This is a genomic window from Acidibrevibacterium sp. (genome assembly GCF_049965395.1).
In the GTDB taxonomy this organism is placed as follows: domain Bacteria; phylum Pseudomonadota; class Alphaproteobacteria; order Acetobacterales; family Acetobacteraceae; genus Acidibrevibacterium; species Acidibrevibacterium fodinaquatile.
This window is the reverse complement of sequence record NZ_JBMFWJ010000019.1, coordinates 18,038-42,419: the sequence shown is the minus strand read 5'-3', so window position 1 is coordinate 42,419 and position 24,382 is coordinate 18,038. Positions and strand designations below refer to the sequence as shown.

The 24,382-nt window shown below is 68.4% G+C and carries 23 protein-coding genes; 8 read left to right on the top strand and 15 right to left on the bottom strand.

The window, feature by feature from the left end:
* Positions 1–49 precede the first annotated feature (49 nt).
* Entirely contained in the window at positions 50–823 is a 774-nt protein-coding gene (locus ACP5M5_RS07860) for a uracil-DNA glycosylase (protein WP_427936578.1), read from the top strand.
* On the opposite strand, the gene ACP5M5_RS07855 is transcribed toward ACP5M5_RS07860, so the two are convergent.
* Genes ACP5M5_RS07855 through ACP5M5_RS07845 form a run of 3 tightly spaced genes read right to left on the bottom strand, consistent with a single transcriptional unit; the run spans position 792 to position 2,769 of the window.
* Complete coding sequence (locus tag ACP5M5_RS07855) at positions 792–2,000, bottom strand: 5-(carboxyamino)imidazole ribonucleotide synthase (protein ID WP_427936577.1); 1,209 nt, start codon at positions 1,998–2,000, stop codon at positions 792–794. The genes ACP5M5_RS07860 and ACP5M5_RS07855 overlap by 32 nt on opposite strands.
* A 9-nt stretch (positions 2,001–2,009) precedes the next feature.
* A complete protein-coding gene (gene purE / locus ACP5M5_RS07850; protein WP_427936576.1) occupies positions 2,010–2,552 on the bottom strand; it encodes a 5-(carboxyamino)imidazole ribonucleotide mutase in 543 nt (180 codons plus the stop codon).
* Positions 2,553–2,565: 13 nt separating this feature from the next.
* Positions 2,566–2,769 carry a YdcH family protein gene (locus tag ACP5M5_RS07845; protein WP_114911654.1) on the bottom strand — a complete coding sequence of 68 codons (204 nt, stop codon included), beginning with the start codon at positions 2,767–2,769 and terminating at the stop codon, positions 2,566–2,568.
* A 282-nt stretch (positions 2,770–3,051) separates the two neighbouring features.
* Here ACP5M5_RS07845 and ACP5M5_RS07840 point away from each other — a divergent pair, with 282 nt between their 5' ends.
* On the top strand, positions 3,052–3,225 hold the full coding sequence (locus tag ACP5M5_RS07840) for a DUF465 domain-containing protein (RefSeq protein ID WP_114911653.1): 174 nt from the start codon (positions 3,052–3,054) through the stop codon (positions 3,223–3,225).
* Positions 3,226–3,281: 56 nt separating this feature from the next.
* On the opposite strand, the gene ACP5M5_RS07835 is transcribed toward ACP5M5_RS07840, so the two are convergent.
* Both ACP5M5_RS07835 and ACP5M5_RS07830 read right to left on the bottom strand, forming a co-directional pair.
* Positions 3,282–3,872, bottom strand: a complete 591-nt coding sequence (locus ACP5M5_RS07835) for a DUF1013 domain-containing protein (protein ID WP_427936575.1) — start codon at positions 3,870–3,872, stop codon at positions 3,282–3,284.
* A 194-nt stretch (positions 3,873–4,066) separates the two neighbouring features.
* A complete protein-coding gene (locus tag ACP5M5_RS07830) occupies positions 4,067–6,202 on the bottom strand; it encodes an acetate--CoA ligase family protein (RefSeq protein ID WP_427936574.1) in 2,136 nt (711 codons plus the stop codon).
* A 138-nt stretch (positions 6,203–6,340) separates the two neighbouring features.
* Between ACP5M5_RS07830 and ACP5M5_RS07825 the strand changes: the two genes are divergently transcribed.
* Entirely contained in the window at positions 6,341–6,973 is a 633-nt protein-coding gene (locus ACP5M5_RS07825; RefSeq protein ID WP_427936573.1) for a TetR/AcrR family transcriptional regulator, read from the top strand.
* Positions 6,974–7,085: 112 nt separating this feature from the next.
* On the opposite strand, the gene ACP5M5_RS07820 is transcribed toward ACP5M5_RS07825, so the two are convergent.
* Positions 7,086–7,733 carry a histidine phosphotransferase family protein gene (locus ACP5M5_RS07820; RefSeq protein WP_427936572.1) on the bottom strand — a complete coding sequence of 216 codons (648 nt, stop codon included), beginning with the start codon at positions 7,731–7,733 and terminating at the stop codon, positions 7,086–7,088.
* A gap of 64 nt (positions 7,734–7,797) precedes the next feature.
* On the opposite strand from ACP5M5_RS07820, the gene ACP5M5_RS07815 reads away from it, so the two are divergent.
* Both ACP5M5_RS07815 and moaA read left to right on the top strand, forming a co-directional pair.
* Entirely contained in the window at positions 7,798–7,989 is a 192-nt protein-coding gene (locus tag ACP5M5_RS07815) for a DUF3553 domain-containing protein (RefSeq protein WP_427936571.1), read from the top strand.
* Between the two features lie 121 nt (positions 7,990–8,110).
* Positions 8,111–9,097 carry a GTP 3',8-cyclase MoaA gene (moaA, locus tag ACP5M5_RS07810; RefSeq protein WP_427936570.1) on the top strand — a complete coding sequence of 329 codons (987 nt, stop codon included), beginning with the start codon at positions 8,111–8,113 and terminating at the stop codon, positions 9,095–9,097.
* Between the two features lie 10 nt (positions 9,098–9,107).
* Here the strand turns inward: moaA and ACP5M5_RS07805 are convergent, their stop codons facing one another.
* A complete protein-coding gene (locus ACP5M5_RS07805) occupies positions 9,108–9,638 on the bottom strand; it encodes a DUF2244 domain-containing protein (RefSeq protein ID WP_427936569.1) in 531 nt (176 codons plus the stop codon).
* Between the two features lie 87 nt (positions 9,639–9,725).
* Here ACP5M5_RS07805 and nth point away from each other — a divergent pair, with 87 nt between their 5' ends.
* Entirely contained in the window at positions 9,726–10,424 is a 699-nt protein-coding gene (gene nth, locus ACP5M5_RS07800; RefSeq protein ID WP_427936568.1) for an endonuclease III, read from the top strand.
* A gap of 149 nt (positions 10,425–10,573) precedes the next feature.
* On the top strand, positions 10,574–14,215 hold the full coding sequence (gene putA, locus ACP5M5_RS07795; RefSeq protein ID WP_427936567.1) for a trifunctional transcriptional regulator/proline dehydrogenase/L-glutamate gamma-semialdehyde dehydrogenase: 3,642 nt from the start codon (positions 10,574–10,576) through the stop codon (positions 14,213–14,215).
* A 226-nt stretch (positions 14,216–14,441) separates the two neighbouring features.
* Here putA and ACP5M5_RS07790 read toward each other — a convergent pair whose 3' ends face one another.
* The 8 genes from ACP5M5_RS07790 to wrbA form a co-directional block, all read right to left on the bottom strand.
* Positions 14,442–15,818, bottom strand: coding sequence for a class-II fumarase/aspartase family protein (locus ACP5M5_RS07790; RefSeq protein ID WP_427936566.1), 1,377 nt, complete (start codon positions 15,816–15,818; stop codon positions 14,442–14,444).
* A 76-nt stretch (positions 15,819–15,894) separates the two neighbouring features.
* Complete coding sequence (pcaG, locus tag ACP5M5_RS07785; protein ID WP_427936565.1) at positions 15,895–16,416, bottom strand: protocatechuate 3,4-dioxygenase subunit alpha; 522 nt, start codon at positions 16,414–16,416, stop codon at positions 15,895–15,897.
* The gene (gene pcaH / locus ACP5M5_RS07780) at positions 16,416–17,120 is read right to left on the bottom strand and encodes a protocatechuate 3,4-dioxygenase subunit beta (protein ID WP_427936564.1); all 705 of its coding nucleotides are present in this window, start codon (positions 17,118–17,120) and stop codon (positions 16,416–16,418) included. The genes pcaG and pcaH overlap by 1 nt, the downstream gene beginning before the upstream one ends.
* Entirely contained in the window at positions 17,117–18,271 is a 1,155-nt protein-coding gene (pcaD, locus tag ACP5M5_RS07775) for a 3-oxoadipate enol-lactonase (protein ID WP_427936563.1), read from the bottom strand. The genes pcaH and pcaD overlap by 4 nt, the downstream gene beginning before the upstream one ends.
* An 83-nt stretch (positions 18,272–18,354) precedes the next feature.
* A complete protein-coding gene (pheT, locus tag ACP5M5_RS07770; protein WP_427936562.1) occupies positions 18,355–20,814 on the bottom strand; it encodes a phenylalanine--tRNA ligase subunit beta in 2,460 nt (819 codons plus the stop codon).
* A gap of 3 nt (positions 20,815–20,817) precedes the next feature.
* Positions 20,818–21,888, bottom strand: coding sequence for a phenylalanine--tRNA ligase subunit alpha (gene pheS, locus ACP5M5_RS07765; protein WP_427936561.1), 1,071 nt, complete (start codon positions 21,886–21,888; stop codon positions 20,818–20,820).
* Between the two features lie 157 nt (positions 21,889–22,045).
* Complete coding sequence (locus tag ACP5M5_RS07760) at positions 22,046–23,152, bottom strand: glycosyltransferase family 4 protein (protein ID WP_427936560.1); 1,107 nt, start codon at positions 23,150–23,152, stop codon at positions 22,046–22,048.
* Between the two features lie 91 nt (positions 23,153–23,243).
* Positions 23,244–23,846, bottom strand: a complete 603-nt coding sequence (gene wrbA / locus ACP5M5_RS07755) for an NAD(P)H:quinone oxidoreductase (RefSeq protein WP_427936559.1) — start codon at positions 23,844–23,846, stop codon at positions 23,244–23,246.
* A 142-nt stretch (positions 23,847–23,988) separates the two neighbouring features.
* On the opposite strand from wrbA, the gene ACP5M5_RS07750 reads away from it, so the two are divergent.
* A complete protein-coding gene (locus tag ACP5M5_RS07750; protein WP_427936558.1) occupies positions 23,989–24,306 on the top strand; it encodes a hypothetical protein in 318 nt (105 codons plus the stop codon).
* Positions 24,307–24,382: the final 76 nt, after the last annotated feature.

Here is a 24,382-nt window from a genome sequence, read left to right as displayed (position 1 = left end):
CTGCTTGGGAAAGTGTAGCCGATCGGCGCTGGCTGTGCAAAATGCCGGCATGGATCTTCGAACGGCGCTCACCGCTGCGCTGCGGCTGCAACTCGAATGGGGCGCCGATGAGGCGCTGGTCGAGACGCCCCGCGATCATTTCGCACCCTCCCCGGCCGCGCCCGAGCCCGCGTCGCCGGCAATTCCCCGACGGGCAGCACCCGCGAGCGGCGTTCTGCCGCCGGCGGCCGCGCGGGCCGCCGCGCTCGCCGCCGCGTGTCACTCGCTCGATGAATTGCGCGCCGCGCTCGCCGCGTTCGATGGCTGCAGCCTCAGTGAAACCGCGACCAACCTGGTGTTCAATGACGGCAACCCCGCCGCCGGCTTGATGCTGATCGGTGAAGCCCCGGGCGCCGAGGAAGACCGCATCGGCAAGCCCTTTGTCGGCCCCTCCGGCCAGTTGCTCGACCGCATGCTGGCGAGCATCGGGCTCGACCGCGACCATTATCTGATCACCAACCTGATCCCCTGGCGCCCGCCCGGTAACCGCAGCCCGACCGATGCCGAGGTGATGCTGTGTCTTCCCTTCCTCCATCGCCAGATCGCGCTGGTAAGGCCCAAGCTTTTGCTTCTGCTCGGCGGGCTTGCGGCGAAAGCGCTGCTCGGCGGCAGCGCCGGCATCACCCGGCTGCGTGGCACCTGGCGCGAGATCGAAATCCCCGGCCTTCTCGCCCCCATCCCCGCGCTCGCGACCTACCATCCGGCTTATCTGCTGCGCTCGCCGGGTGCGAAGCGCGACGCCTGGGCGGATCTCATTTCGCTGCGGCGGAGGCTCGAGTCATAAAATTCTGGCGGCCGAGCGGCCCCAAGGCCAAGGCGATCCCCGCCTCGCCGGGCAGCGCGCCCTTGGCAAAAAGCCGGGTCACGTGGCCCATTTTTCGCCCCGGCCGGGCCTCTTTCTTCCCATAGAGATGCGGGATCAGGCCTTGGGTCGCGAGAATCTGCGGCCAGAGCGCGGTTTCCTCGGCGCCGACGAGATTTTTCATCACCGCGTCCGAATGCCGCGCCGCCAGCGGCAGAGGGAGGCCGGCGACCGCGCGAATATGCATCTCAAACTGGCTCGCGGGGCAGGCATCGATGGTCCAATGGCCGGAATTATGCGGCCGCGGCGCGATTTCATTGACGAGCACGCGCCCGTCGCGGTCAACGAACATCTCGACCGCGAGCAGCCCGACGAGATCGAGCGCATCTGCGACCCGGAGCGCGATTTCTCTCGCGGCGGCGGCGGTTTGAGGTGCGATCGGCGCCGGGGCGAGGGTGAGGTCGAGGATATGGTCGCGATGGCGGTTTTCCACCACGTCGAAAGCGCGGCTGTCACCGTTGCCCCCGCGCGCGACGATGACGCTGATTTCGCATTCGAAATCAACGAACCCCTCGAAAATCAGCGGTTTTGGCGAAAGCCGCGCGAAAGCCGGGGCGAGATCCACCTCGCTGGCGAGCCGCGCCTGCCCCTTGCCGTCATAGCCTAGCCTCGTCGTCTTCAAAATCGCCGGCAGGCCGAGTCGGGCGGCGGCGGCGCGGAGATCGTCCAGCGTCTCGATCGGCGCGAAGGGCGCGGTCGCCGCACCAGCCTCGGCATTGAGAAAGGTTTTTTCCGCGATCCTGTCCTGGCTGATCCGCAAGACGTGCGGGCCGGGGCGCACCGGCTTGCATGATGTCAGCAATTCGAGCCCGGCGGCGCTGACATTCTCGAATTCGAAGGTGATGACATCGACGGCGCTGGCGAAGGCGCGGAGCGCCGCCGGATCCTCGTAATCGCCGATCGTCGCCGCCGCCGAAACCTGCGCTGCCGGGCTGTCCTCCTCCGGCGTTAGGATATGGCAACGATAGCCGAGCCGGGCGGCGGCGAGCGCGCTCATCCGCCCAAGCTGGCCGCCGCCGACGATGCCGATAATGGCGTTGGGCGGCAGCGGGACAAAAGTTTTTTGGTTCTTTTTGTCAAAAAAGAACTCGTCTTCCATGATTTATCTTTAAGTCCCTTCTGGCGTGTCGACCGGCGCGGTCGCGACGCTTTCGGTTTGCGCGGCGCGGAACGCGGCGAGCCTTGCCGCGAGCCCAGCATCGCCGAGCGCGAGGATAGCAGCGGCAAGCAGCGCCGCGTTCACCGCCCCGGCGCGGCCGATGGCGAGGGTTCCGACCGGGATTCCGGCCGGCATTTGGACGATCGAGAGCAGGCTATCGAGCCCCTTCAGCGCCTGCGATTCCATCGGCACGCCGAGGACCGGGAGCCCCGTCCAGGCGGCGGCCATGCCGGGCAGATGCGCCGCCCCGCCGGCGCCGGCGATGATCACCCGCAGGCCGCGCGCGTTTGCCGTGCGCGCATATTCGGCGAGCCGGTCCGGGGTGCGGTGGGCGGAGACGATGCGGCATTCATGGGCGATGCCGAGCGCGGCCAAGGTGTCGCTCGCGTGGTGGAGTGTCGGCCAGTCCGACTGGCTCCCCATAATCACCCCAACGAGCGCGCCGCTCGGGGCGAGGCCGGCGGGCGTTGGGCCGGGACTATCGATCATCATGTTCTCGCGTTTGTTACGCCGTCTGGTCGGGAATGAGGCGGCTTTCAAGGCGGGTGATTTCGTCTTTTAGAAGCAGCTTGCGTTTTTTCAACCGCAGCAGATGGAGTTGGTCGGTCGCCGTCTGGCTGACCAGAAGGGCGATGACGGTGTCGAGATCACGATGTTCGCTGCGCAGTTCATGCAGTTGGCGCAACAGGGAATCGCGGTCGTTCATCATCGGCTCATATTCACCTGTTCACCTCGAATCGACGGGCGGTGCAAACGCCGCGCCGGTCAGGCAGCCCCGCTTAGAAAGCCCTTTTATCATGCTTTGCCGCCCGCTCGCCACGCCCTTGCCGCGCGCCGCCGCTGCCCGGCCGCCGCCCGCGTCATGCAATCAGGGGTGGAATCGGCCACCCGATGGCGCTATGATTAATTGGTCGCGGCGGCGGCTGCCCGAGCCCCCTCACTGCGGCTTGGAAGCATGCGGCTTGGAAGCATGAAGCATAAGGAGTGCGACATGAGTCTGGATGGACGCCTCGGTGCCCTCAAGGAGCGCCACGCTGATCTTGAGTTGCGTATCGTCGAAGAAGATCATCGTCCACGACCCGATAGCGATGCCCTGTTGCGTCTGAAGCTCGAGAAATTACGAATCAAGGAGCAGATCGAGCGCTTGCGCGAGACGCTCGACTAAAATCCCCGACAAGAAACATCAATCAAACTCGCCCTCGAGAGATGCGCGCGCGTCTCTCAGGCGGCTTCGTCTTCCTCTCTCATCTGCTCGGGGCTGGGCGGCGGCGGCACCGCTTGCCCTTCCCGCGCCAAGCGCTCATTGGCCTGCGTCACCATGGCGTGCAGATCGGTCTGGCTACAAAGGCCAAGGATCACCGGATCGCGCGGCTTGATATTGGCGCTGTTCCAATGGGCGCGGTCGCGCACCTTGTGGATGGTCTCCTTGGTGGTGCCGAGCAGCTTGCTGATCTGCGCGTCGCTGAGTTGCGGGAAATTGCGCAAGAGGAAGGCGATCGCGTCCGGACGATCATTGCGCTTGGCAACCGGCGTGTAACGGGCACCGCGGGCGCGGCGCGGCACCGGGTTGCTGACCGGCAAAAGCGTCAGCCGCGCCGTAGGATCGGCCTCGCAGCGGCGGATCTCCTCGAGCGTGACTTGGTGATTGGCAACCGGATCGTAACCGACGATCCCCTGCGCGACCTCGCCATCGGCGATCGCCTGCACTTCGAGCGGGTGGAGGCCGCAGAAATCGGCGATCTGCTCAAAGGTCAGGGCGGTTTTTTCGATCAGCCACACGGCGGTGGCTTTCGGCATCAGGGGGAGGGGCATGGCATGGCACTTTCATATCCCGGTGACCGAGGCGCGACCGATATCAGAGGATCGATCGAAATGTCGATCTTTTCGGCCCGGGCCCGGTCCGCAGCTGCGGGCGATCATGGAGAAAGCCTCGATATGACCGTGGCACGCGGTGCGGTCAAGGCCGCGCACGGCGATGCTGCGGAAAAATCCGCGCCCCATTCGGCTCACCCGCCCGCTTTCGCGACGATCAGCGCATCGACCGCGACGATCTCGCCCCCGGCGGCGATCAGCGGGTTGAGATCGATTTCGCGATAATGCGCGGCGTGGTCGGCGGCGAATTCGGAAAACCGCGCGATGATCGCAGCCAGCCGGTCGCGATCGATTGCCGGCGCGCCGCGAAACCCATCGAGCAGCCGCGCCCCACGCAGCCGCTCGAGCATCGCGCGCGCGCCGGCCGGTGAGACCGGCGCGAGATCGACGGCGCTATCGTGCAGCAATTCGACGAACACACCCCCGAGCCCGACCACGACCAGCGGTCCGAACAGCGGATCGACGCGCGCCCCGAGCATGATTTCGAGCCCGGCCGGGATCATCCGCTGCACCAGGAGCCCGGCGCCACCAACCCCCGCCCGCTTTGCCGCCGCCAGCACCTCGGCCGCCGCTTCGCGCACCGCCTCAGCATCGCGAAGACCAAGCCGCACCCCACCGATCTCGGTCTTGTGCGCAAGATCGGGCGCCGCAAGCTTGAGGGCGACCGGAAAGCCGAGCCGCTCGGCCGCCGCCACCGCGCCCTCGGCGTCATCAGCGCCCACTTCGCCGACCACCGGAATGCCATAGCGCGCGAGCAGCGCCTTGGCCGGCGCCTCGCCGATGATTGCACCCCCCTCCTTGGCCAGCGCGGTCGCGACCTCATCGCGCACCGCGGCCGCAACCAAGCGCTCAGCCGGGGCGAGCCCATGCGGCGCCGCCGGCCGCGCGAGCCAGGCGGCGAGGGCGGCGAAGCAGCGATCGGTCGAGCGAAACAGCGCGGTATGAGCGGCGGTCTCTGCTTCGCGCGCGCCGGGGCCTTCGAGATGCTCGTTGACCCAGATCGTGCAGGCGAATTTCCCCGCCGCCGCCGCCAAGGCATCGAACGCCAGAATGCGCCGCACCACCGGCTCATAGGCATAGACCGAGGGCACCACGAGCGCGGCATAGGCGGGGTCGTCGAGCAGCGCCTTGGCGCAGGCGTTGAGGCTTTCGGGATCGGTCAGCACCTGCGCGGTGACGTCACACGGGTTACGCGGCGAGCCGAATTCGGGAATGCGCGCTTCGAGAACGGCGCGGGTGGCGGGCGCTGGCTGTGGCAGCGGAACGCCATGGATTTCGGCCTTGTCGGCGGCCATGATCGCGGCCCCGCCAGAGGCCGCAACGACGGCGATGCCGGCGCCGCGCGGGGCCGGCGCTTTCGCGAAGAAGGCTGCGGTTTCCATCAAAGCCTCGAACTGATCGACGACGACGATGCCGGCGCGGGCGAAGGCGGCGCGATAGGCGGCATCCGAGCCGGCGAGCGAGCCGGTATGAGAAAGCGCCGCCGCGGCACCGCTTTCGCCGACCGCGATCTTGTGCGCGACCACCACCTTGCCACGCTCGGCGGCGCGGAGTGCTGCGTCAAGCAGCCGGCGCGGTGAGGCCATCCCCTCGAAGAGACAGGCGATGGCGCGGCAAGCCGGGTCGTCGGCGAGATAGGCGACGTAATCGGCCATATCGACGTCACAGGAATTGCCCGAGGTCAGGACATGGCTCACCGCAGTGCCGTGGGCGACGGCGAGCGCGAGCGCGAAGCCGAGCGCGCCCGACTGGCTGATGATCCCGACCGCGTGCGGCGCGACCTGGTCCTGGCGCGGCAGCGCCGAAAACGTCATCGCCGCGCCGGAGAGATAATTGACGATGCCGAGACAATTGGGGCCAATAATCGGCATCGCGCGCGTGCGCGCCAGCGCCTGAAGCCGCGCCTGCTCGGCGGCGCGCCCGGGTTTCGCGGTCTCGGCGTAGCCAGACGCGAAGACGACGGCGCCGCCGACGCCGAGCGACGCGGCCTCTTCGAGCACCGGCTCAACCGCCTCACGCGCGACCGCGCTCACGACGCAATCCGGCACCTCGGGCAGGGCGGCGAGCGAGGGATAGCAGGGCTTGCCGCCGATCTCCTGATAGCGGGCATTCACCAGATGGAGGCGGCCGCGAAACCCAGCCATATTGCTCGCCACCCGGTCGCCGAATGACCCCGCGCGCTCGCTCGCGCCGACCAGGGCGACGCTTTGCGGGTCAAGCAGCCGGCGAAGCTGGGCGTGGGTGTAGAGCGGCCGTGCGGCATCGGTCATGGATTGGCGTTCCCTCGCTGGTTTCGTGACGGCGGCGTTTCTTGGCAGGTGCGGTAAGCATAGGCGCGGAAAACCCACCCCTTCAACCACCCGCTTGCCCCCGCTTGCGAGAGATCGGCCGTCGCGTAATGATTGCTCATGCTCGACCGCGACATGCCCCCCCTCGATCACCGCCTGCCGAGCCGCCGCGCCCCCGGCTTTGACGCCCGCCGCGCGGTGATCCGCGAGCAGGCGGCGGCGCTGTTCGCGCGCGATGGCTATCAGCGCGCCTCCCTCGCCGGCCTCGCCCGCTCGCTCGGCGTGACCGCCAATGGCATCAGCAATTATTATTCCTCCAAGGAAGATCTGCTTTATGCCATCCTCGATTCGCATCTCGTGGCGCTGCTCGCCGCCGTCGAGCGGGCCGATGACGAAGCCCTGGCGCCGCGCCCGCGGCTCGAGGCGCTCGCCGGTGGCTATCTCGCGACCATCGCCGGGCCGGGTGCCAACGGCCATCGTCTGTTGCGCGAGGCGGCGCGGTTTCTCCCCGCGGCCCGACGCGAGGATCTCCGTACCCGCGAACGCTGGCTGCTCGCACTGTTCAGCGCGGCGCTGGCCGCCGCCGCGCCGCGGCGCGCTAGCGCCCTGCTGTCGCCGCTGACCTTGTCGCTATTTGCGATGCTGAACGAGGCACCCCGCTGGCTCCAGCCTCGAGACGAGGCGGCAGAGGCGCTGAGCCTTGCGGCTTACGCGTCGCTCGCCACCCGCGCCGTGCTCGCCGCCGCGCGCTGAGCCCGCCTTTAGAGCGCGATCGGTTTAAGTCGATCACGCTCTACACTTATTTTGGCGAGCAAGTTGGCCGGTTTTGATTGAACAGGGTGGTTCAATCAAAACCTACCTTGCTCTAGACGCCGGCCAGGCGGATCAACAGTGGCGCCGGACCACCGCCAGGGCCCGTTGCAAACAAAAGCGAGAGGCTCGCGCCACTGGCGCGGGCGATCAGGGCGGTGAGCACCCCTTGGATCGCGCGCGGCTGATCACACGCGGCCAGGGCCGCCACGTCATCGGCGAGCCAAGCGGCGAGACCCGGCGGCCAGGTCGCCGCCCGGCCCTCAAGCATGACGGCGAGATCGCCGTCCGGCTGCCCGGCAAGCAGAACCCCGCCACCCTCGCCGGCGGATTCCGCGGCTAGGATCAGAACATTGAGGATCACCCGCGCATCCTCGGGCGCGAAAGCGACGTCTTCGGGGATGCCGGCGCTCTCCAGCCGCACCCGGCGCGCCGCCGGCAAGGCCGCGAGCAAAGCGAAGAGATCGGGGATGGTCATCTCTTCGCTCATCCCCGTCCACGCCCCCCGCCAGAGGCGCAGCCGCAAGCCGAGCGCCGCCGCCGCCTCGCGCGCCATCTCGAGCGCCTCGTCATCCTCGGCCGTCGCCCCGCCCTCGACGCTTTCCAAAGCGCCGCCCAGCGTCCCGGTCAAGCCACTGAAATCATGGCAGAGCCGGGCCGCCACCAATTCCGCCAATAGCAGGGACGACGCATTCGCTGTCATATCACGCCTCCTCAACACCCACGCCTCGACAGGTCCACCCGGCGCGCGCATAACCCGCGCCACCATGGCGCCCCACCCGACCTCACCGATCGAACCCGGCCAATGGGTCCGCAATCCTACCCGGCCGGAATGGGGGGTCGGCCAGGTGCAATCCGCGATCGGCGATCGGGTCACGGTCAATTTCGAGCACATTGGCAAAATTCTGGTGAACATTGCCAGCGTGCCGCTCGACGTCATCGCCGAGGACGAGCACTAATTTTCGCGATATCCCGCGCCCCCTCTTGCACGGCGCCGCGTCACGGCCGAATTTGAGGAAACCGGATGCCGCCCGGCGAGGTCCGTGGCGGGGCGGGCGTTATATAAGGATTTGGCGATACATGCGCGATCCGTTCGGCCGCAATATCACCTATCTCCGCGTATCGGTCACCGACCGCTGCGACTTTCGCTGCGTCTATTGCATGGCGGAGGATATGACCTTCCTGCCGAAGGCGGACATCCTCTCGCTCGAGGAGCTGGAGCGGCTGTGCGGCGCCTTCATCGCGCTCGGTGTCACCAAACTCCGCATCACCGGCGGCGAGCCGCTGGTCCGGCGCGATGTCATGCGCCTCATCGACGCGCTCGGCGCGCGGCTCGGCCACGGCCTCGAGGAGCTGACCCTCACCACCAACGCAAGCCAACTCGCCCGCTTCGCCGAGCCGCTCCGCGCCGCCGGGGTGCGGCGGATCAATGTCAGCCTCGATACGCTGAACGCCGCGACCTTCACCGCCATCACCCGCTGGGGCCGGATCGAGCGGACGCTGGATGGCATCTTTGCCGCCAAGGCCGCCGGTCTCGCGGTCAAGATCAACATGGTCGCGCTCAAGGGGGTAAACGAGGACGAAATCGATACCATGATCGCTTGGTGCGGCGAGCACGGCTTCGACCTCTGCCTGATTGAGACCATGCCGCTCGGCGAGATCGAGGGCGACCGCACGGCGCAATATCTGCCGCTGTCGCTGGTGCGGGCACGGCTTGCCCGGCGCTGGACGCTGACGCCGAGCGAGTATCGCACCGGCGGGCCGGCGCGTTATGAGACGATCGGCGAAACCGGCCGGCGGATCGGCTTCATCACGCCGCTGACACATAATTTCTGCGAATCCTGCAACCGCGTGCGCCTGACCTGCACCGGCACGCTGTTCATGTGTCTCGGCCAGGAGGATGCCGCCGATCTCCGCGCCGTCTTACGCCGCGAGACGGGCGATGACGCGCTTTTGGATGCGATCCAAGCGGCGATCGCGCGCAAGCCCAAGGGCCATGATTTCATTATCGACCGCGATCATCGCCGCCCGGCGCTCGCCCGCCATATGAGCATGACCGGCGGCTGAGCGGCTCAGATCACGGCAGTGATTCGGGGAAATCCGGCTCGCGGAGCTGCGGATTGTCGAAACGCGGGTTGCGCCAGGCGTGCAGCGCTTCGGCCAGCGCCGCGGCGAGGTCGCGTTTTTCCGCCTCCCCCAGCCGTGCCGCGATTTCATGCCGCCGCCGCCCGCCGACGAGCAAAAGCGCCGGCACCCGCCCCGGGCGTTCCTGCAACTCGGCGCGGAGCCAGGAGGGATCGAGCGCCATCTCGCGCCGCCCGCCTTTACGGTCGGTGTGGATCACGCGCAACCGACGCTCGGAGAGCAGCACCACCTCGCTCTCGCGCGCAACCCGGGCATGGGCGCGGATCAGGATGACGGCAAGGAGAATTTCGGCGCCGCTAAATCCCGCAACCGGCCACGCCCCGAGCAGAAAGAACAGCAACGCCGTCAGCCCGCTGGCGACGGCGACGGCGACGATCAGCCCGGCAAGACCGCGCCGCGACAGGCTGCGATGCGGCACGATCACCGCTTCGAACATCGGCGCGTCCGTGACCCTCTCACTCATCTCGCCGCTCCGAAACCACAAACTTCCTCAAGACATAGACATTCCGCCGCGCTTGTCATCCCGCTTTGCCAGCGCGACAAGCAGCGAATGCCGAAGATCACGCCCAAGCCGCCAAAATCCGCGCCCGCGCGCGCGATCAAACCGCTTTCCGCCGATGAGGTGCGGCACTTCATCGGCGCCATCGCCAGCGCCAATCCCAACCCGCGCACCGAACTCCAGTATCGTGATCCCTTCACCCTCCTGGTCGCCGTCGTGCTCTCGGCGCAGACGACGGACGCCGCCGTCAACCGCGCAACCCCTGCCCTATTCGCCGCCGCCCCCGATGCGCGCGCGATGGCGGCCCTTGGCGCGGACGAGATCGGCCGCTTCATCCGCTCGATCGGGCTGTGGCAGGCCAAGGCGCGCCACCTCGCCGAACTCGCGCGCCTCCTCGTCGAGCGCCATGGCGGGCAGGTGCCGGCCGATCGCGCCGCCCTCGAGGCGCTGCCCGGGGTTGGGCGCAAGACCGCCAATGTCGTCCTCAATGTCGCCTTCGGCCAACCGACGATGGCGGTCGACACCCATATTTTCCGGGTGAGCAACCGCACCGGCCTTGCCCCCGGCAAGACGCCGCGGGCGGTCGAGGACGCACTGCTCAAGCGCCTGCCGCCGGAGATGCTGGCCGACGCCCATCATTGGCTGATCCTGCACGGGCGCTATGTCTGCCGCGCCCGCAAGCCAGAATGCTGGCGCTGCGTCGCCGCCACCTGGTGCCATTTCTCTCCGAAAACGCCGGCGCCGGGTTAGTCAGCCACAAACGACCAAGCCTCTCATGGCAGGTTTGCTCGGCGCTTCAGGTCTCGCTCATCCTTGCGCTCGCCATTCGATCTCGTCATGCTCGGGCGGCGGAGATTTCGATCAGACAATTCCCATGTGCCCCGAGGCGCGACGCTGCCATGTCTGCTGACCACATCGCCCCATCCCCTTTCGCGGCCTATGCCGCCGATGTGCACGAGCAAGCGCCGCTGCGGGCGGCGATGACCGCGGCCCATCGCCGCGCCGAGGAGGACTGCCTCGGACCGCTCCTCGCAGCCGCAGCGCTCACGCCGACCCAGGACGCCGCAGCAAGCGCTCTCGCCCGGCGTCTCATCACGGCGCTCCGCGCCCATCGCCGCGGCGGCGGGGTGGAAGCGCTGGTGCAGGAGTTTTCGCTCTCCTCACAAGAGGGTGTTGCGCTGATGTGTCTCGCTGAGGCGCTACTGCGTATCCCAGACACGGCGACGCGTGACGCGCTGATCCGCGACAAGATTGGCGGCGGCGATTGGCGTGCACATCTCGGCCACTCACCCTCGCTTTTCGTCAACGCGGCGACCTGGGGCTTGGTGGTGAGCGGCCGGCTATCGGCCACCCACAGCGAGGCCGGCCTCGGCACCGCGCTGACCCGGCTGATCGCACGCGCGGGCGAGCCGGTGATCCGGCGCGGGGTCGATCTCGCCATGCGCATGATGGGTGAGCAGTTCGTCACCGGCCAGACCATCGCGCAGGCGCTGGCCAGGAGCCGCGCTCTGGAGGCCAAGGGCTTCCGCTATTCCTATGACATGCTCGGCGAGGCGGCGATCACAGCGGCGGATGCGGCGCGCTATCTCGACGCCTATGAGAACGCCATCCACGCCATTGGCCAGGCGGCGGCCGGCCGCGGACTCCTTGCGGGGCCGGGCATCTCGGTCAAGCTTTCGGCCTTGCACCCGCGATACATGCGCGCCCAGCGCGCGCGGGTGATGGCGGAATTGCTGCCGCGCTTGGCAGCGCTTGCCGCCCTCGCCCGCCGCTACGATATCGGGCTCAATATCGACGCGGAAGAGGCCGACCGTCTCGACCTTTCGCTCGATCTCTTGGAAGCGCTTTGCCATGACGCGCGGCTCAACGGCTGGGGCGGCGTCGGCTTCGTCATTCAGGCCTATCAGCGCCGCGCGCCGTTCGTGATCGATTTCGTGGTCGATCTCGCCCGCCGCACCGGGCGGCGCATGATGGTGCGCCTGGTCAAGGGGGCCTATTGGGACAGCGAAATCAAGCGGGCGCAGCAAGAGGGGCTGGAGGGCTTTCCGGTCTTTACGCGCAAAGTCCACACCGACGTCTCCTATCTCGCCTGTGCGCGTAAGCTGCTGGCCGCACCCGAGGCGGTGTTCCCGCAATTTGCGACGCACAACGCGCAAACCGTCGCCGCCATCTACACCATGGCGGATCCCGCGGCGTGGCGGCCCGGCCAATACGAGTTCCAGTGCCTGCATGGCATGGGCGAGCCGCTCTATGAGACAGTGGTCGACCCGCAGGGCCTCGCCCGGCCATGCCGCATCTATGCGCCGGTCGGCACCTATGAGACCCTGCTCGCCTATCTCGTGCGCCGCCTGTTGGAGAACGGCGCGAATTCTTCCTTCGTCAACCGCGTCAACGACCCCGCGGTGCCGGTCGAGACCTTGGTGCGCAACCCGGTCGAGGAAGCCCGCGCCCTCTCGCCGCTCGGCCGGCCGCATGACCGCATCGCAGCGCCACCCGACCTGTTTGGACCAGTGCGCCGCAACTCGGCGGGGCTCGACCTTACGAACGAGCAGCATCTCGCTGCGCTCGCGGTCGCATTGAAGGAGGGTGCGGCGCCGCTGCGCGCCGTGCCGCGCCTCGGCGCGTGCGCGGCCGCGGGCCCGGCGCGCGAGGTTCGTAATCCCGCCGATCGGCGGGATGTGGTGGGCGAGGTCGTGGAGGCGACAGAGGCGGTCATTGCCGCGGCGCTGGCCGAAGCCGAGGCCGCCGCCAGCCCCTGGGCCGCAACGCCCCCCCGCGAGCGCGCCGCGATTCTCGACCGCGCCGCTGATCTCATGGAAGCGCGCATGGGCGCGCTGATGGCGCCGATTGTGCGCGAAGCCGGCAAATCCCTGCCCAACGCGATCGGCGAGGTGCGCGAGGCCGTGGATTTTCTGCGCTACTACGCCGCAGGCGCCCGCGACCTCGGCGCCGCGCACCGCCCCCTCGGCCCGGTTGCCTGCATCTCGCCGTGGAATTTTCCGCTCGCCATCTTCACCGGCCAAGTGGCGGCCGCGCTCGCGGCGGGCAACCCGGTGCTGGCCAAACCGGCGGAGGAGGCGCCGCTGATCGCCTCCCTTGCCGTCGGGCTGCTGCACGCGGCCGGGGTGCCGCGCGACGTCCTCCACTACCTCCCGGGTGACGGCGCGGTCGGCGCGCGGCTGGTCGCCGATCCGCGCACGCAGGGCGTGATGTTCACCGGCTCGACCGAAGTGGCACGGCGCATCCAGCGCGACCTCGCCGGCCGGCTGGGCAGCCATGGCGAGCCCATTCCGCTGATCGCCGAAACCGGGGGGCAGAACGCCTTGGTCGTCGACAGCTCCGCCCTCGCCGAGCAGGTGGTAATGGACGTGCTCGCCTCGGCTTTCGATAGCGCTGGCCAGCGCTGTTCGGCGCTCCGCGTTCTTTGCCTGCAGGAGGACATCGCCGACCGCGTCCTTTCCATGCTCAAGGGGGCGCTCGCGGAATTGTCGGTCGGGAATCCCGATCGTCTCGCGACCGATATTGGCCCGGTGATTTCCGAGCAAGCGCGCGATGGCATTCTGCGGCACATCATGGCAATGCGCGACGCCGGCCGGCCGGTGCATTCCTTACCGCTGCCCGATATGTGCTCTCATGGCACCTTCGTTCCCCCGACGATCATCGAGATCACCGGCATGGCGCAGCTCACGCGCGAGGTCTTCGGGCCGGTGCTCCATGTCCTGCGCTTCCGGCGCGATGCGATCGACGCCTTGATGCGCGACATCAACGCCACCGGCTACGCCCTCACGTTCGGCGTCCACTCACGCCTCGACGAGGTGGTGACGCGGCTTTCTGCGCAGGCGAAGGCGGGCAATATCTACGTCAACCGCAACCTGATCGGCGCGGTTGTCGGCGTGCAACCGTTTGGCGGCCACGGCCTCTCCGGCACCGGGCCGAAGGCGGGCGGGCCGCTTTATCTGCGCCGTCTTCTCTCCGCCTGCGCGCTTGAGACGGGGCTCCCGGCCACTTCGCCGGCGCCCGCCGTCACCGCGCTGATCGACTGGCTCCGCGCCCAGGGGCGAGAGGCAGCGGCGGCGTTGTGTTTGGCGCAAGCGCGTCCGGCGCGTTTCGGTTTGCAGATCGACCTTCCTGGCCCGGTCGGGGAGCAGAACCGTTATCGCCTCGATCCGCGTGGCAGCGTGTTTTGCGACGCCGACGAGCCGGACGGCGCCTTGCGCCAGCTCGCGGCCTGCCTCGCCACCGGCAATCGGGCGCGGGTCAAGCGCCCGGAGCTGTTGCCCCCGGGCCTGCCCGCGTCGATCGTCGCCGAGATCGCGCCCGCCGGCGAGGACGCGATCGCAGACTGCGACGCGCTGCTGTTTGAGGGCTCGCAAGACACCCTCCGGCGCCTCGCGCGAGCGGTTGCGGAGACGGAGGGGCCCATCCGCCCGATCATCGTGCCGCGCGACGGGCTCTATCCCCTCGATATGTTGGTGAGCGAACGCGCGATCAGCATCAACACCGCCGCTGCCGGCGGCAATGCGAGCCTGATGAGCCTGTAGACCGCCGGCAGCGACCAGCCCTCGCCTTGCGCCGCGGCGGCGATTGCGCAAAAAAAATGGCGGCCGGAAAGGCCGCCAAGTTTAGGGAGGAAACGTCCAAGAAAGCGTGAGGCCAAGCCTCGCGCAGGTCGAGATATAACGCCGCCAGGCCTGGCTTCAAATGAAATTTGTGCAATGCAACAAAATACCACTCGACGTGTTGCGTTTTTGCCACACTCGCGTCCCGTCACGGCGGTGACGTTGATGACGCGCCGAGCGCCCTTGCCGCCGTCAGCACGCGGTCGATGAAATCTGCGGTGCTGCCGAGATAATTCGCGGGATCGGTCAATTTTTCGAGCGCCGCGGCATCGAGCCGCGCGGCGATTTCGGGGAAAGCGGCGAGCGCCTTGGCGAGCGGGATTTTTTCCTCCCGCGCGCGATCGCAGGCGGCTTGCACGGCGTGATGGGCGGCTTCCCGCCCAAGCAGCGGCGCGAGCCCCATCATCACCGCCTCCGCGACGATCAGCCCGCCGGTGGCGTCGAGATTCTGGCGCATACGTGCGGGATCGACCACCATGCCTTCCGCGATGAAGAGCGCATGGCGAACGGCGCCGTGGGTGAGAACGAAAGCCTGCGGCAGCGCCAAAGGCTCGGCCTGCCAGGGGCCGGTCGCGCGCTCGAAATCCTGCGCCATCGCGCCCTGCATCAGCGGCACCAGCGCCTGCACCGCGCGCATCGCGGCGAGCACATATTCGGCGGCGATCGGGTTGCGCTTTTGCGGCATGGTGGAAGACGAGCCACGCCCCGGCGCATGCGGCTCGGCGACCTCGGCGAGTTCGGTTTGCGCGAGCAGGATGATATCGGTTGCGAATTTGCCGAGGCTGCCGCAGAGAAGGCCGAGGAACGACACCGCCTCGGCCAAGCCCTCGCGACGTACATGCCAAGGAAGCGGCGGCACGCCGAGCGCCAGCTCCTCGGCCAGGCCCGCCATCACCGCGAGCCCCTCACCGCCGAGCGAGGCCAGCGTTCCCGCCGCGCCACCGAGTTCCACCAACTCGACACGCGGGCGGAGCTGGTCCAGCCGTTCGACATGGGCGATGAGCGGCGCGAGCCAGACCGCGCATTTGAGCCCGAACGTGATCGGCAGCGCGTGTTGCAAATGGGTGCGCCCGGCCATCACCGTCGCGCGATGCGCTTGCGCCTGCTCGGCAAGGGCGGCGATCAGGTGAAGCAGATCGGACCGCAGCAGGGCTAGGCCCGCCTTGACCTGAAGGGCGACGGCGGTATCGAGAATGTCCTGCGTCGTCGCCCCCCAATGCGTCCAGCGCCCGGCCTCGGCGCCGGCAGCGCGCGAGAGGGCTGCAACCAGCCCAACCACGGGATAGCCGACATTGCGCGTGCTCGCCGGCAGGCCCGAGAGGTCGAGCGCTTCGACGCGAGCGACGCGGGTGATCGCTGCCGCCGCCGCTTCCGGGATCAGCCCGAGCCGGGCTTCGACGCGGGCCAGCGCCGCCTCGGCATCGAGCATGCGCTGGAGTAGTGCGTGCTCATCAAACACCGCCCGCATCGTCTCGGCGCCATAAAGCGTGCCGAAAATCGGGCTGTCGGCGGGGTTCACCGCCATGGCGACGGGGCCTGTGGCACCACCCAACAGACAAAAGTTTTTTGGTTCTTTTTTTCAAAAAAGAACATTTTTTCCCCTAAAGCTCGAGAAACACCGTCTCGCCGGGACCTTGGAGGCGGATGTCGAGATGCCAATGCGCAGCCGCGATCTCGTGCGCGAGCAAGGTTTCGCGGCGCGCGGGATCGGTGATGGCGGTGAGCAGCGGGTCGCTCTCGTTGCGCGGATCGCCGGCGAAATAGAGGCGCGAGAATAGCGGCTTGAGCACGCCGCGGGCATGCAGCGCGAGCGCCAGATGCGGCGCCTGCCAGGCGTTGCCGCGGCCGCGGACGGGGCCGGGTTTGAGGGTGCGGAACTGAAACCGCCCGTCTTCATCGCAGCGCGCGCGGCCAAAGCCGGGGAAGGTTGCATCCGCCGGCGGGTCGGCCTGCCAGATCTCGATGGCGGCGTCGGCCACCGGCACGCCGTCGCCGTCGACGACGCGCCCGGTCACGGTGATCACCGCGCCGCCCGCGCCAAAGCGGGTGAGATCGGCCCATTCCGGATGTTCGATCAGATGCCAGTAAGGGCCGATGGTCTGGTTCGCGGTCGCCGCCGGCATCAGGCAGTCTCCATCGGGGTCGCGCCGCGCCCGCGCAGCACGATGTCGAAACGATAACCGAGCGCCCGCTCCGGCTCGGTCAACGCGATGTCAAAGCGCGCGATCAGCCGTTCGCGCGCGCAACGATCGGCGACCGCGTGAAAGATCGGATCGAGGTCGAGCAGCGGGTCGCCGGGGAAATACATCTGGGTGATCAGGCGCTGGGCGAAGCCGCTGCCAAAGAGCGAGAAATGGATATGGTTCGGCCGCCAGGCATTGGGGTGGTTGCGCCAGGGATAGGCGCCGGGCTTGATGGTGACGAAGCGATAGCGCCCCTCCGCGTCGGTAAAAACCCGCCCCTCGCCGTGGAAATTGGGATCGAGCGGCGCGTCGTGCTGATCGCCTTGATGGTCGTAGCGGCCGGCGGCGTTGGCCTGCCAGATTTCGACCATGGTGTTGGGCACCGGCCGCCCATCTTCATCCGTAACCCTTCCTTCGACGATGATCCGCTCGCCGAGTGCGGGCTTGCCCGCAATCGTCGAAAGATCGGCGAGCGCGGGGAAGTGGCTGGGCGAGAAGCGCGGACCGGTGGCCTCGGTCAGTGTCGTCGGGACGGCGAGGAGGGGCGCTTTCGGGTGACGTTTGGTGGTGCTGGCGTAAGCTCGCGTGTCATAGGCGGGCTGGGCGCCGGCACCAGCCGGGCGGAAGGGCGCGGGGTCACTCATGGATTTTGCTCCATTTCCTTGAAAACCGCTTTCGCCTCGCGGATCGCGGCATTGGCCGCCGGCACGCCGGCATAGACGGCGACATGCAGCATCGCTTGCGCGATCTCCTCGGCATTCGCGCCGGTGTTGCGCGTCGCGCGGAGATGGAGGCGGAATTCCTCGTGCTGGCCGAGGGCGGCGAGGAGGGCGAGGGTGATCAGGCTGCGGGTGCGCCGGTCGAGATCGCCGCGCGCCCAGACCCCGCCCCAGGCGCTCCTGGTGATGAATTCCTGAAAGCCGCGGTCGAACTCGGTTGCCGCCGCCAACGCGCGCGTGACATGCGCCTCGCCAAGCACCTCGCGGCGAACGCGGAGCCCGGCTTCATACGTGTCGCTTTCGGTATTGGCGAGGAGAAAGGCGGCGATTTCGGCGCTGACCGCGCGTGGGTGCTCGATCGTCGGGATATGCGCGGCATCGGGGATGATGGCGAGCGAGGCGCCGAGCGCCGCTTGCAGCGCCTCGGCGCTGGCGAGCGGGGTCGCCTCGTCCTGCGCGCCGACGATGACATGGGCGGGAAGTTTGAGCTTCGGGGTGATCGCGGTGAAATCCGCGGTCGCGATCGCTTCGGCGGCGCCGGCATAGCCTTCGGGATCGGTGCGGAGCAGCATTTGGCGAAGGCCGAGCGCTGCCGGCTGATCGCGAAAACCCGGCGTCACCCAACGCGCCATCACCGCCTCGGCGATCGCCGCCATGCCGCCCTCGCGCACCAGCCGCGCCCGTTCGTGCCAGTTCGCGGGTGGCGGGATAGCCATGGCGGTGTCGCAGAGAATGAGGGTTTTGACCCGCCGCGGCGCGATCTCGGCCATGGCTTGGGCGATCAGACCACCGATCGAGAGCCCGGCGACATGGGCGTTCGCGACCGATAGCGCATCGAGCAGGCCGAGCACGTCACGCGCGAGGGTTGCCATGTGATAGGGGCCTTGCGAGACCGTGGTCAGGCCGTGGCCGCGTAAATCCGGCCGAATAACGCGAAACCGGCGCGCCAGCGCGTCCACCTGCGCATCCCAGACATGGAGCGAGGTGCCGAGCGAGTGGAGAAGAACCAGCGCCGGCGCCCCGGCCGGACCCGAAACCTGGACATGCGTCACAAGATCGCCAACCCGAACGAACATCGTGCTTTCCTCCCTCACCTCACCATCGCATCACGCCAGCACGCATGCAATCGGGGCGCGCGGATGGCAGCGCCAGCCTTGGTTCAGCCCCGCAATCGCGCGCCGGTCGCGGCGGTGACGGCGGTGACGATGCGCGCTGCCATCGCCTCGATCTCGGCATCCGTCAGCGCCCGCTCGCGCGGCTGCCACACCACTTCGATCGCGAGCGACGTCTCGCCCGCCGCCAGCCCCTCGCCGGTATAGACGTCAAACAGCGAGACCCCGGCGATGAGGTCTCGCTCCGCCGCGCGCGCGGCGCGCAAAACCATGTCCGCCGGCACGTCATCGCGGACGACGAAGGCGAAATCGCGACGCACCGGCTGCAGCGGCGAAAGCGCGGGTGGCACGCGCCGGCGGCGCTTGGCGGTGGGGATGGCATCGAGAAAAATCTCGAACGCCACCGCCGCGCCGGCAATATCGAGGGCGGCGGTAACGTTGGGGTGGAGTTCGCCGAAGAACGCGAGCACCGCGCGCGGGCCGAGGCGGAGTGTCGCGGCACGGCCGGGATGGTAATGCGCCGGCGCTTCGGCGACGGTCGAGAGAGAGTCCGGCGCGACACCGAGCGCCGCCAGCACCGCGAGCGCGTCGGCCTTGGCATCGAACGCATCGAAGGCGCGCGCCGGCACCGCCCAATGGCGAGGCGGGGCGCCGGCGCGAAGCCCGGCGGCGATCTCGCGCGCGCCATCGGCGGCGAAGCCGGGGCCGATTTCGAAGATCGCGACGTGCTCGGCGCCACGCGCAAGATTGCGGGCAGCCGCGTGGGCGAGCACAGCGAGCGGGGTCGGGCGCAACTGGTCGAGGTCGGCGGCGATGGGATTGAGAAGGCGCAGCCGCTCCGGTGTCTCGCCGAACCGCGCGGCATCGCGCCCGGCCATGAAGGCGAAACTCACGCACTCTGCGAGGCCGCGCGCGGCCAGCACCCGCCGCGCGAGTGCTGCGCGCGCACCAGCGGGGCTGAGGCTCGCCCGCGGGAGCGGGGCTAGCCGCGGCAGCGAGACCGCCGGCACCGCGTCCAGCCCGCCGAGCCGCAACACCTCCTCGATCAGATCGGCCTCGGGGGCGATCGCGGCGACACTGTCGGCAAGGCTTGCGGCGCGATTGGCGGCGATTCCGGGCGCGAGATCGAGGGTGCCAGGTGCGGCGATGTCGTTGCGCCAGGCGGGTACGGCGAACACCGCGCGCTCCGCGTCACGCGCCACAAGCGCGAAGCCGAGCCCTTCGAGCCGCGCGATCGCGGTCTCGGGCGCGATCTCCACCCCGCCGAGCTCACGCAGCCGGGCAAACCGCAGCGCCGCTTGCCGCTGCCAGCGCGGCTCGGCGCCGGCGGAGACGACCTCGCTCGCCTCGCCACCGCAGAGATCGAGGATCATCCGGCTCGCCGCCGCGACCGCATCAGGCAGCAAAGCCGGGTCGATGCCGCGTTCGAAGCGGCTGCGCGCATCGGAAAGAATTTGATGCCGCCGCCCGCTCTGGCCGATCCGCACCGGATCGAACAGCGCGCATTCGAGGAAAACCTCGCTGGTCTCGTCGTCACAGCCGCTCTCGACCCCGCCCATGATGCCGGCGAGCGAGCGCACACCGGCGGCATCGGCGATCACGCAATCCTCCCGCTCGAGTCGATATTCGCGGTTATTGAGCGCGCGCAGCGTCTCGCCGGCGCCGCGGCGCATCACCATCTCATGGCCGCGGATTTTTTTGATATCGAAGACATGCAGCGGCCGGCCGAGATCGAAGGTGAAGAAATTGGTGATATCGACAAGGGCGTTGATCGGGCGGAGACCAATTGCGCGCAGGCGCGCGGCCAACCAATCCGGGCTCGGGCCATTACGCACGCCGCGAAAGCTCCGCCCGAGAACGTAGGGACAAGCCTCCGGCCAGTCGATCCGCCACGCAAGCGGGCTTTTGAAAGCGGCTGCAACCTGCGGCGCCGACCAGGGCTTGAGCCGCCCCAATCCGGCGGCGGCGAGGTCGCGGGCGATGCCGCGCACGGCCAGCGCGTCACCACGATTGGGGGTGACAGCGATCTCGATCACCGGATCGTCGAGCCCCGCCCAGCCGGCATAGCTCGCCCCGACCGGCGCGGTTTCGGGCAGCTCGACGATGCCGGCATGATCCTCGCCAAGCCCAAGCTCGCGGAGTGAAAGCAGCATCCCGGCGCTTTCAACACCGCGGATCTTGCCGGTTTTCAGCGTGATCCCGGTGCCCGGAATGACGCTGCCGGGCGGCGCGAAGACGGTTTTCATCCCCGCCCGGGCGTTTGGCGCACCGCAAACCACCGAAACCGGCGCGCCCATTCCGGTCTCGACCCGGCACGCGCGCAGGCGATCGGCGTCCGGATGCGGCACCGCCTCGATCACCTGCGCGATGCGGAACGGCGCCAGCGCCGTGGCGCGGTCATCGACGCTTTCGACCTCGAGCCCGATCGCGGACAGCGTCTCAGTGAGGCGGGCAAGCGGCGCCTCGGTCTCGAGATGATCGCGGAGCCAGGAGAGGGTGAATTTCATCGCTCAAACCCCCTCATGCAGCATCGCCGGGGCGAACGGGCTGAAGCCGTAATGGCGGAGCCAGCGGAGATCGCTCTCGAAAAACGGGCGGAGATCGGAAATGCCGTGTTTCAGCATGGTGATGCGCTCGATTCCCATGCCGAAAGCGAAGCCTTGCCACTCGCGCGGGTCGATCCCGGCATTGGCGAGGACTTTCGCGTGCACCATGCCACTGCCCAGAATCTCTAGCCAATCCCCTCCCCGGCCGAGTTCGCCAGTGCGGCGATTCCAGCCGATATCGACCTCCATCGAGGGTTCGGTGAACGGGAAATAGCTCGCGCGAAAGCGCACCGGGAGATCGGGGAGGCCGAAAAAGGCGCGAAGAAAGTCGCTGAGGCAGCCCTTGAGATGGCCAAGGGTGATGGCGCGGTCGATGACCAGCCCCTCGCATTGGTGAAACATCGGGCTATGGGTCGCGTCATGGTCGGCGCGGTAGGTGCGGCCCATGGCGATGATGTGGATCGGCGGCGGCGCGCTGAGCATGGTGCGCACCTGCACCGGCGAGGTATGGGTGCGGAGCACCGGTGGCGGGGCCTCCGCCGTCTCGGGCGGAAGGTAAAACGTGTCGTGATCGGCGCGGGCGGGATGGTGCGGCGGGATGTTGAGGGCGCCGAAATTATGCCAATCGGTCTCGATGTCCGGCCCTTCTGCAACGGTAAAGCCCATCGCCCCGAAAAGGGCTGCGATTTCATCCATGCTGCGGCTGATCGGGTGGATGACACCGCTCTCCGAAGGGCGCGCCGGCAGCGTGACATCGATCCGCTCGCCGGCAAGCCGCGCCGCCAGCGCCGCGCCCTCGAGCGCCACCCGCCGCGCCGCCAGCGCCGCTGCCAGCGCCTCTTTCACGGCATTCAGGCGCGCGCCCTCCTCACGCCGCGCCTCTGCCGGCAACCCCCCGAGCGCTTTGAGCCGCGCCGTCAGCCGCCCAGCCTTGCCGAGCAGCGCAACCCGCACCGCCTCCAGGGCGCGGAGATCGGGGGCGGCGGCAATAGAGTGTTCCGCTTCATGCTGCAGGGCGGCGAGATCATCGGTCATGCGCGAGGGCCATCCTTGAGAGACTGAAACAGGCAGCCTTTTGGCGCCCAGCGCGCCGTTGATCAATCGTCTGGGTAGGGACGGGTTAAGCAAGGCCAGGGCTCCGCCCTGGACCCGCCGGCGACAGCGTCCCCAGACCCGCGTTTTCAGAGTTTCCCTAACCCCGGCCGACGATCTCGCGGCGCAAGCGATCGAGCGCGGTGAGCACGGCGGCGCAATCGAAATCTCGCGCCCGTGCGAGGCCCGCGCGCGCAAGGGTCGCGCGGCGTTCAGGGTCGCCGGCGAGCGCGATAATCGCCTGCGCCATGCCGGCGACGTCATCGGGGTCGATATAAAGAGCGGCACCGCCGGCGAGATCGGGCAGCGCGCCGCGCCGCGTCGTCATCAACGCCGCGCCGCTCGCCATCGCCTCGATCGCGGTCAGGCCGAACGGTTCATCCCAACGGCTCGGCACCGCAACGATCGCCGCCCGCGCCATCGCCGCCAGCACCTGATCATGGGTGCGATAGCCGTGCATCGTGATCCCGGCTTGCGCCGCCCGCTCGCGGATGCCGCGCAGAAATGGCGTCTCGGGGCTTGCCGCCCCAAACCGATCGGCGCCGATGATGCTCGCCCGCCAGCCCGCAAGCCGCGGCAAGGCGTCAGCGCAGGCGGCGACGAACCCGTCCACCCCTTTATCCGCGACCACCCGGCCGACATAAAGGATTTCCGGCTCGCGCGCCGTGGCCGGCAGCGGCGGCGGCAAAGCCGCGAAGTCAAGGCAGTTCGGCACCACGGAGACCCGCGCCGCCGCGTCCGGCGAAAGCCCGTCGAGAAACCGCCGGCGCAGAAAGTCAGAGGCGACGATCACCCCGCCGAGCACGCGGAGCAGCCCCTCCCGCGCCGCCGGCGTGTGGCTTGCGCGCATCGCTTGAGGATCGTTCTGCAGGCAAAGAAGCACCGGGGCTGCGCCGCGGCCGGCGAGAAAACGGGCGATATCGGGGCGGTTATGGACCGCGATCAGCGCCGGCGAGAGCGCCCGCGCCGCCCGCTGCACCCCGATCGCATACCGCATCGCGCGGCGCAGCGGGCGAAACGCCGGCCGCACCGGCTGAAACGCAACGCCCGGGAAGGCCGGCGCGGGCGGCGCCGGCCCGAGCACCAAGGGCGCGAACGCCTCGCTGCGGGCAAATAGCCGCGCCACCATCAGCGCGATGGCGCCGGCGGCGGCGGGCGAAAAAGCCTCGCTCGGCGGCAGAACCTCGATGATCCGCGGCGCTGTCATGCGCCGAGACTAAAGCGGCGGCGCCGGGCACGCCAGCGACCGTCCCGGCGGCATCCCCCGGCCACGCGGCCGGGGGAGCGGAGGTTGGGTCTCAGCCGAACAGCTTGGCCGCGATCCCCGCGACATGGGCGCCCTGGAAGCGGGCGATTTTCAGCTCGTTCGCGGAGGGCTGACGCGAGCCGTCGCCGGCGGCGATGGTGGTCGCGCCATAGGGCGTGCCGCCGCTCATCTCGCTCAGGATGGTGAGCCCGGGCTCGGAATAGGGCACGCCGACGATGATCATGCCATGATGGAGAAGCGTCGTGTGAAACGAGGTGATGGTGGTTTCCTGGCCGCCATGCTGGGAGGCGGTGGAGGCGAAAACACTGCCGATCTTGCCGATCAGCTTGCCCTGCGCCCAGAGCCCACCGGTCTGGTCGAGGAAATTGCGCATCTGCGCCGCCATGTTGCCAAACCGCGTCGGGGTGCCGAAAATCACCGCGTCATAGTCGGCGAGTTCGTCGGGTGTCGCGACCGGCGCCGCCTGGTCGAGCTTGACATGCGCCTTCTCGGCGACCTCGCGCGGCATCAGTTCCGGCACCCGCTTGATGGTGACGGCGCTACCCGCGACCGAGCGCGCGCCTTCGGCGACCGCCTCGGCCATCTTTTCGATATGGCCATAGGTCGAGTAATAAAGAACCAGGATTTTTGCCATGTATCAATTCCTTCGTAACCGGAGGGAGGGGTTAGGGGTCTCACGGGATAAGCTTCGCTACCGTAAGATAACGCAGGTTTTTATCTCGAAATCGCGCCCCCGTCGAGAGGCCATGGGGAAATCACCGGAGTCAAAAATGAACATGCCAAAGACACCCCGGCGCGCCGGCGCCATCGCCGGGTTTTTACTCACGTGGCTTGCCGCCTGCGCCGCGACCGCGCCGGTGGCGACGCCGCCCTTCCCGCCGGTGCCGCCGCCACGCCAGGAAACCATGCCCAAGCCGCCAGTCTCGGAACAGGCGCTGCTCTGGCAGCCCGGCCATTGGGACTGGAACGGCCACGGCTATGACTGGATCGCAGGAAAATGGGTGCCGCGCGACGGCCACAGCGCGATGTGGATGGAGGGCTACTGGAAACGCGAACTGGGCGCCTGGGTCTGGGTTCCTGGGCATTGGACCTGAGGACGGGGGACGTCAGGCGATGCGCGTCGGGAATTTTCCGTCTGAACGCGAAACCCGGACCTTGTCAGCGCGCCGC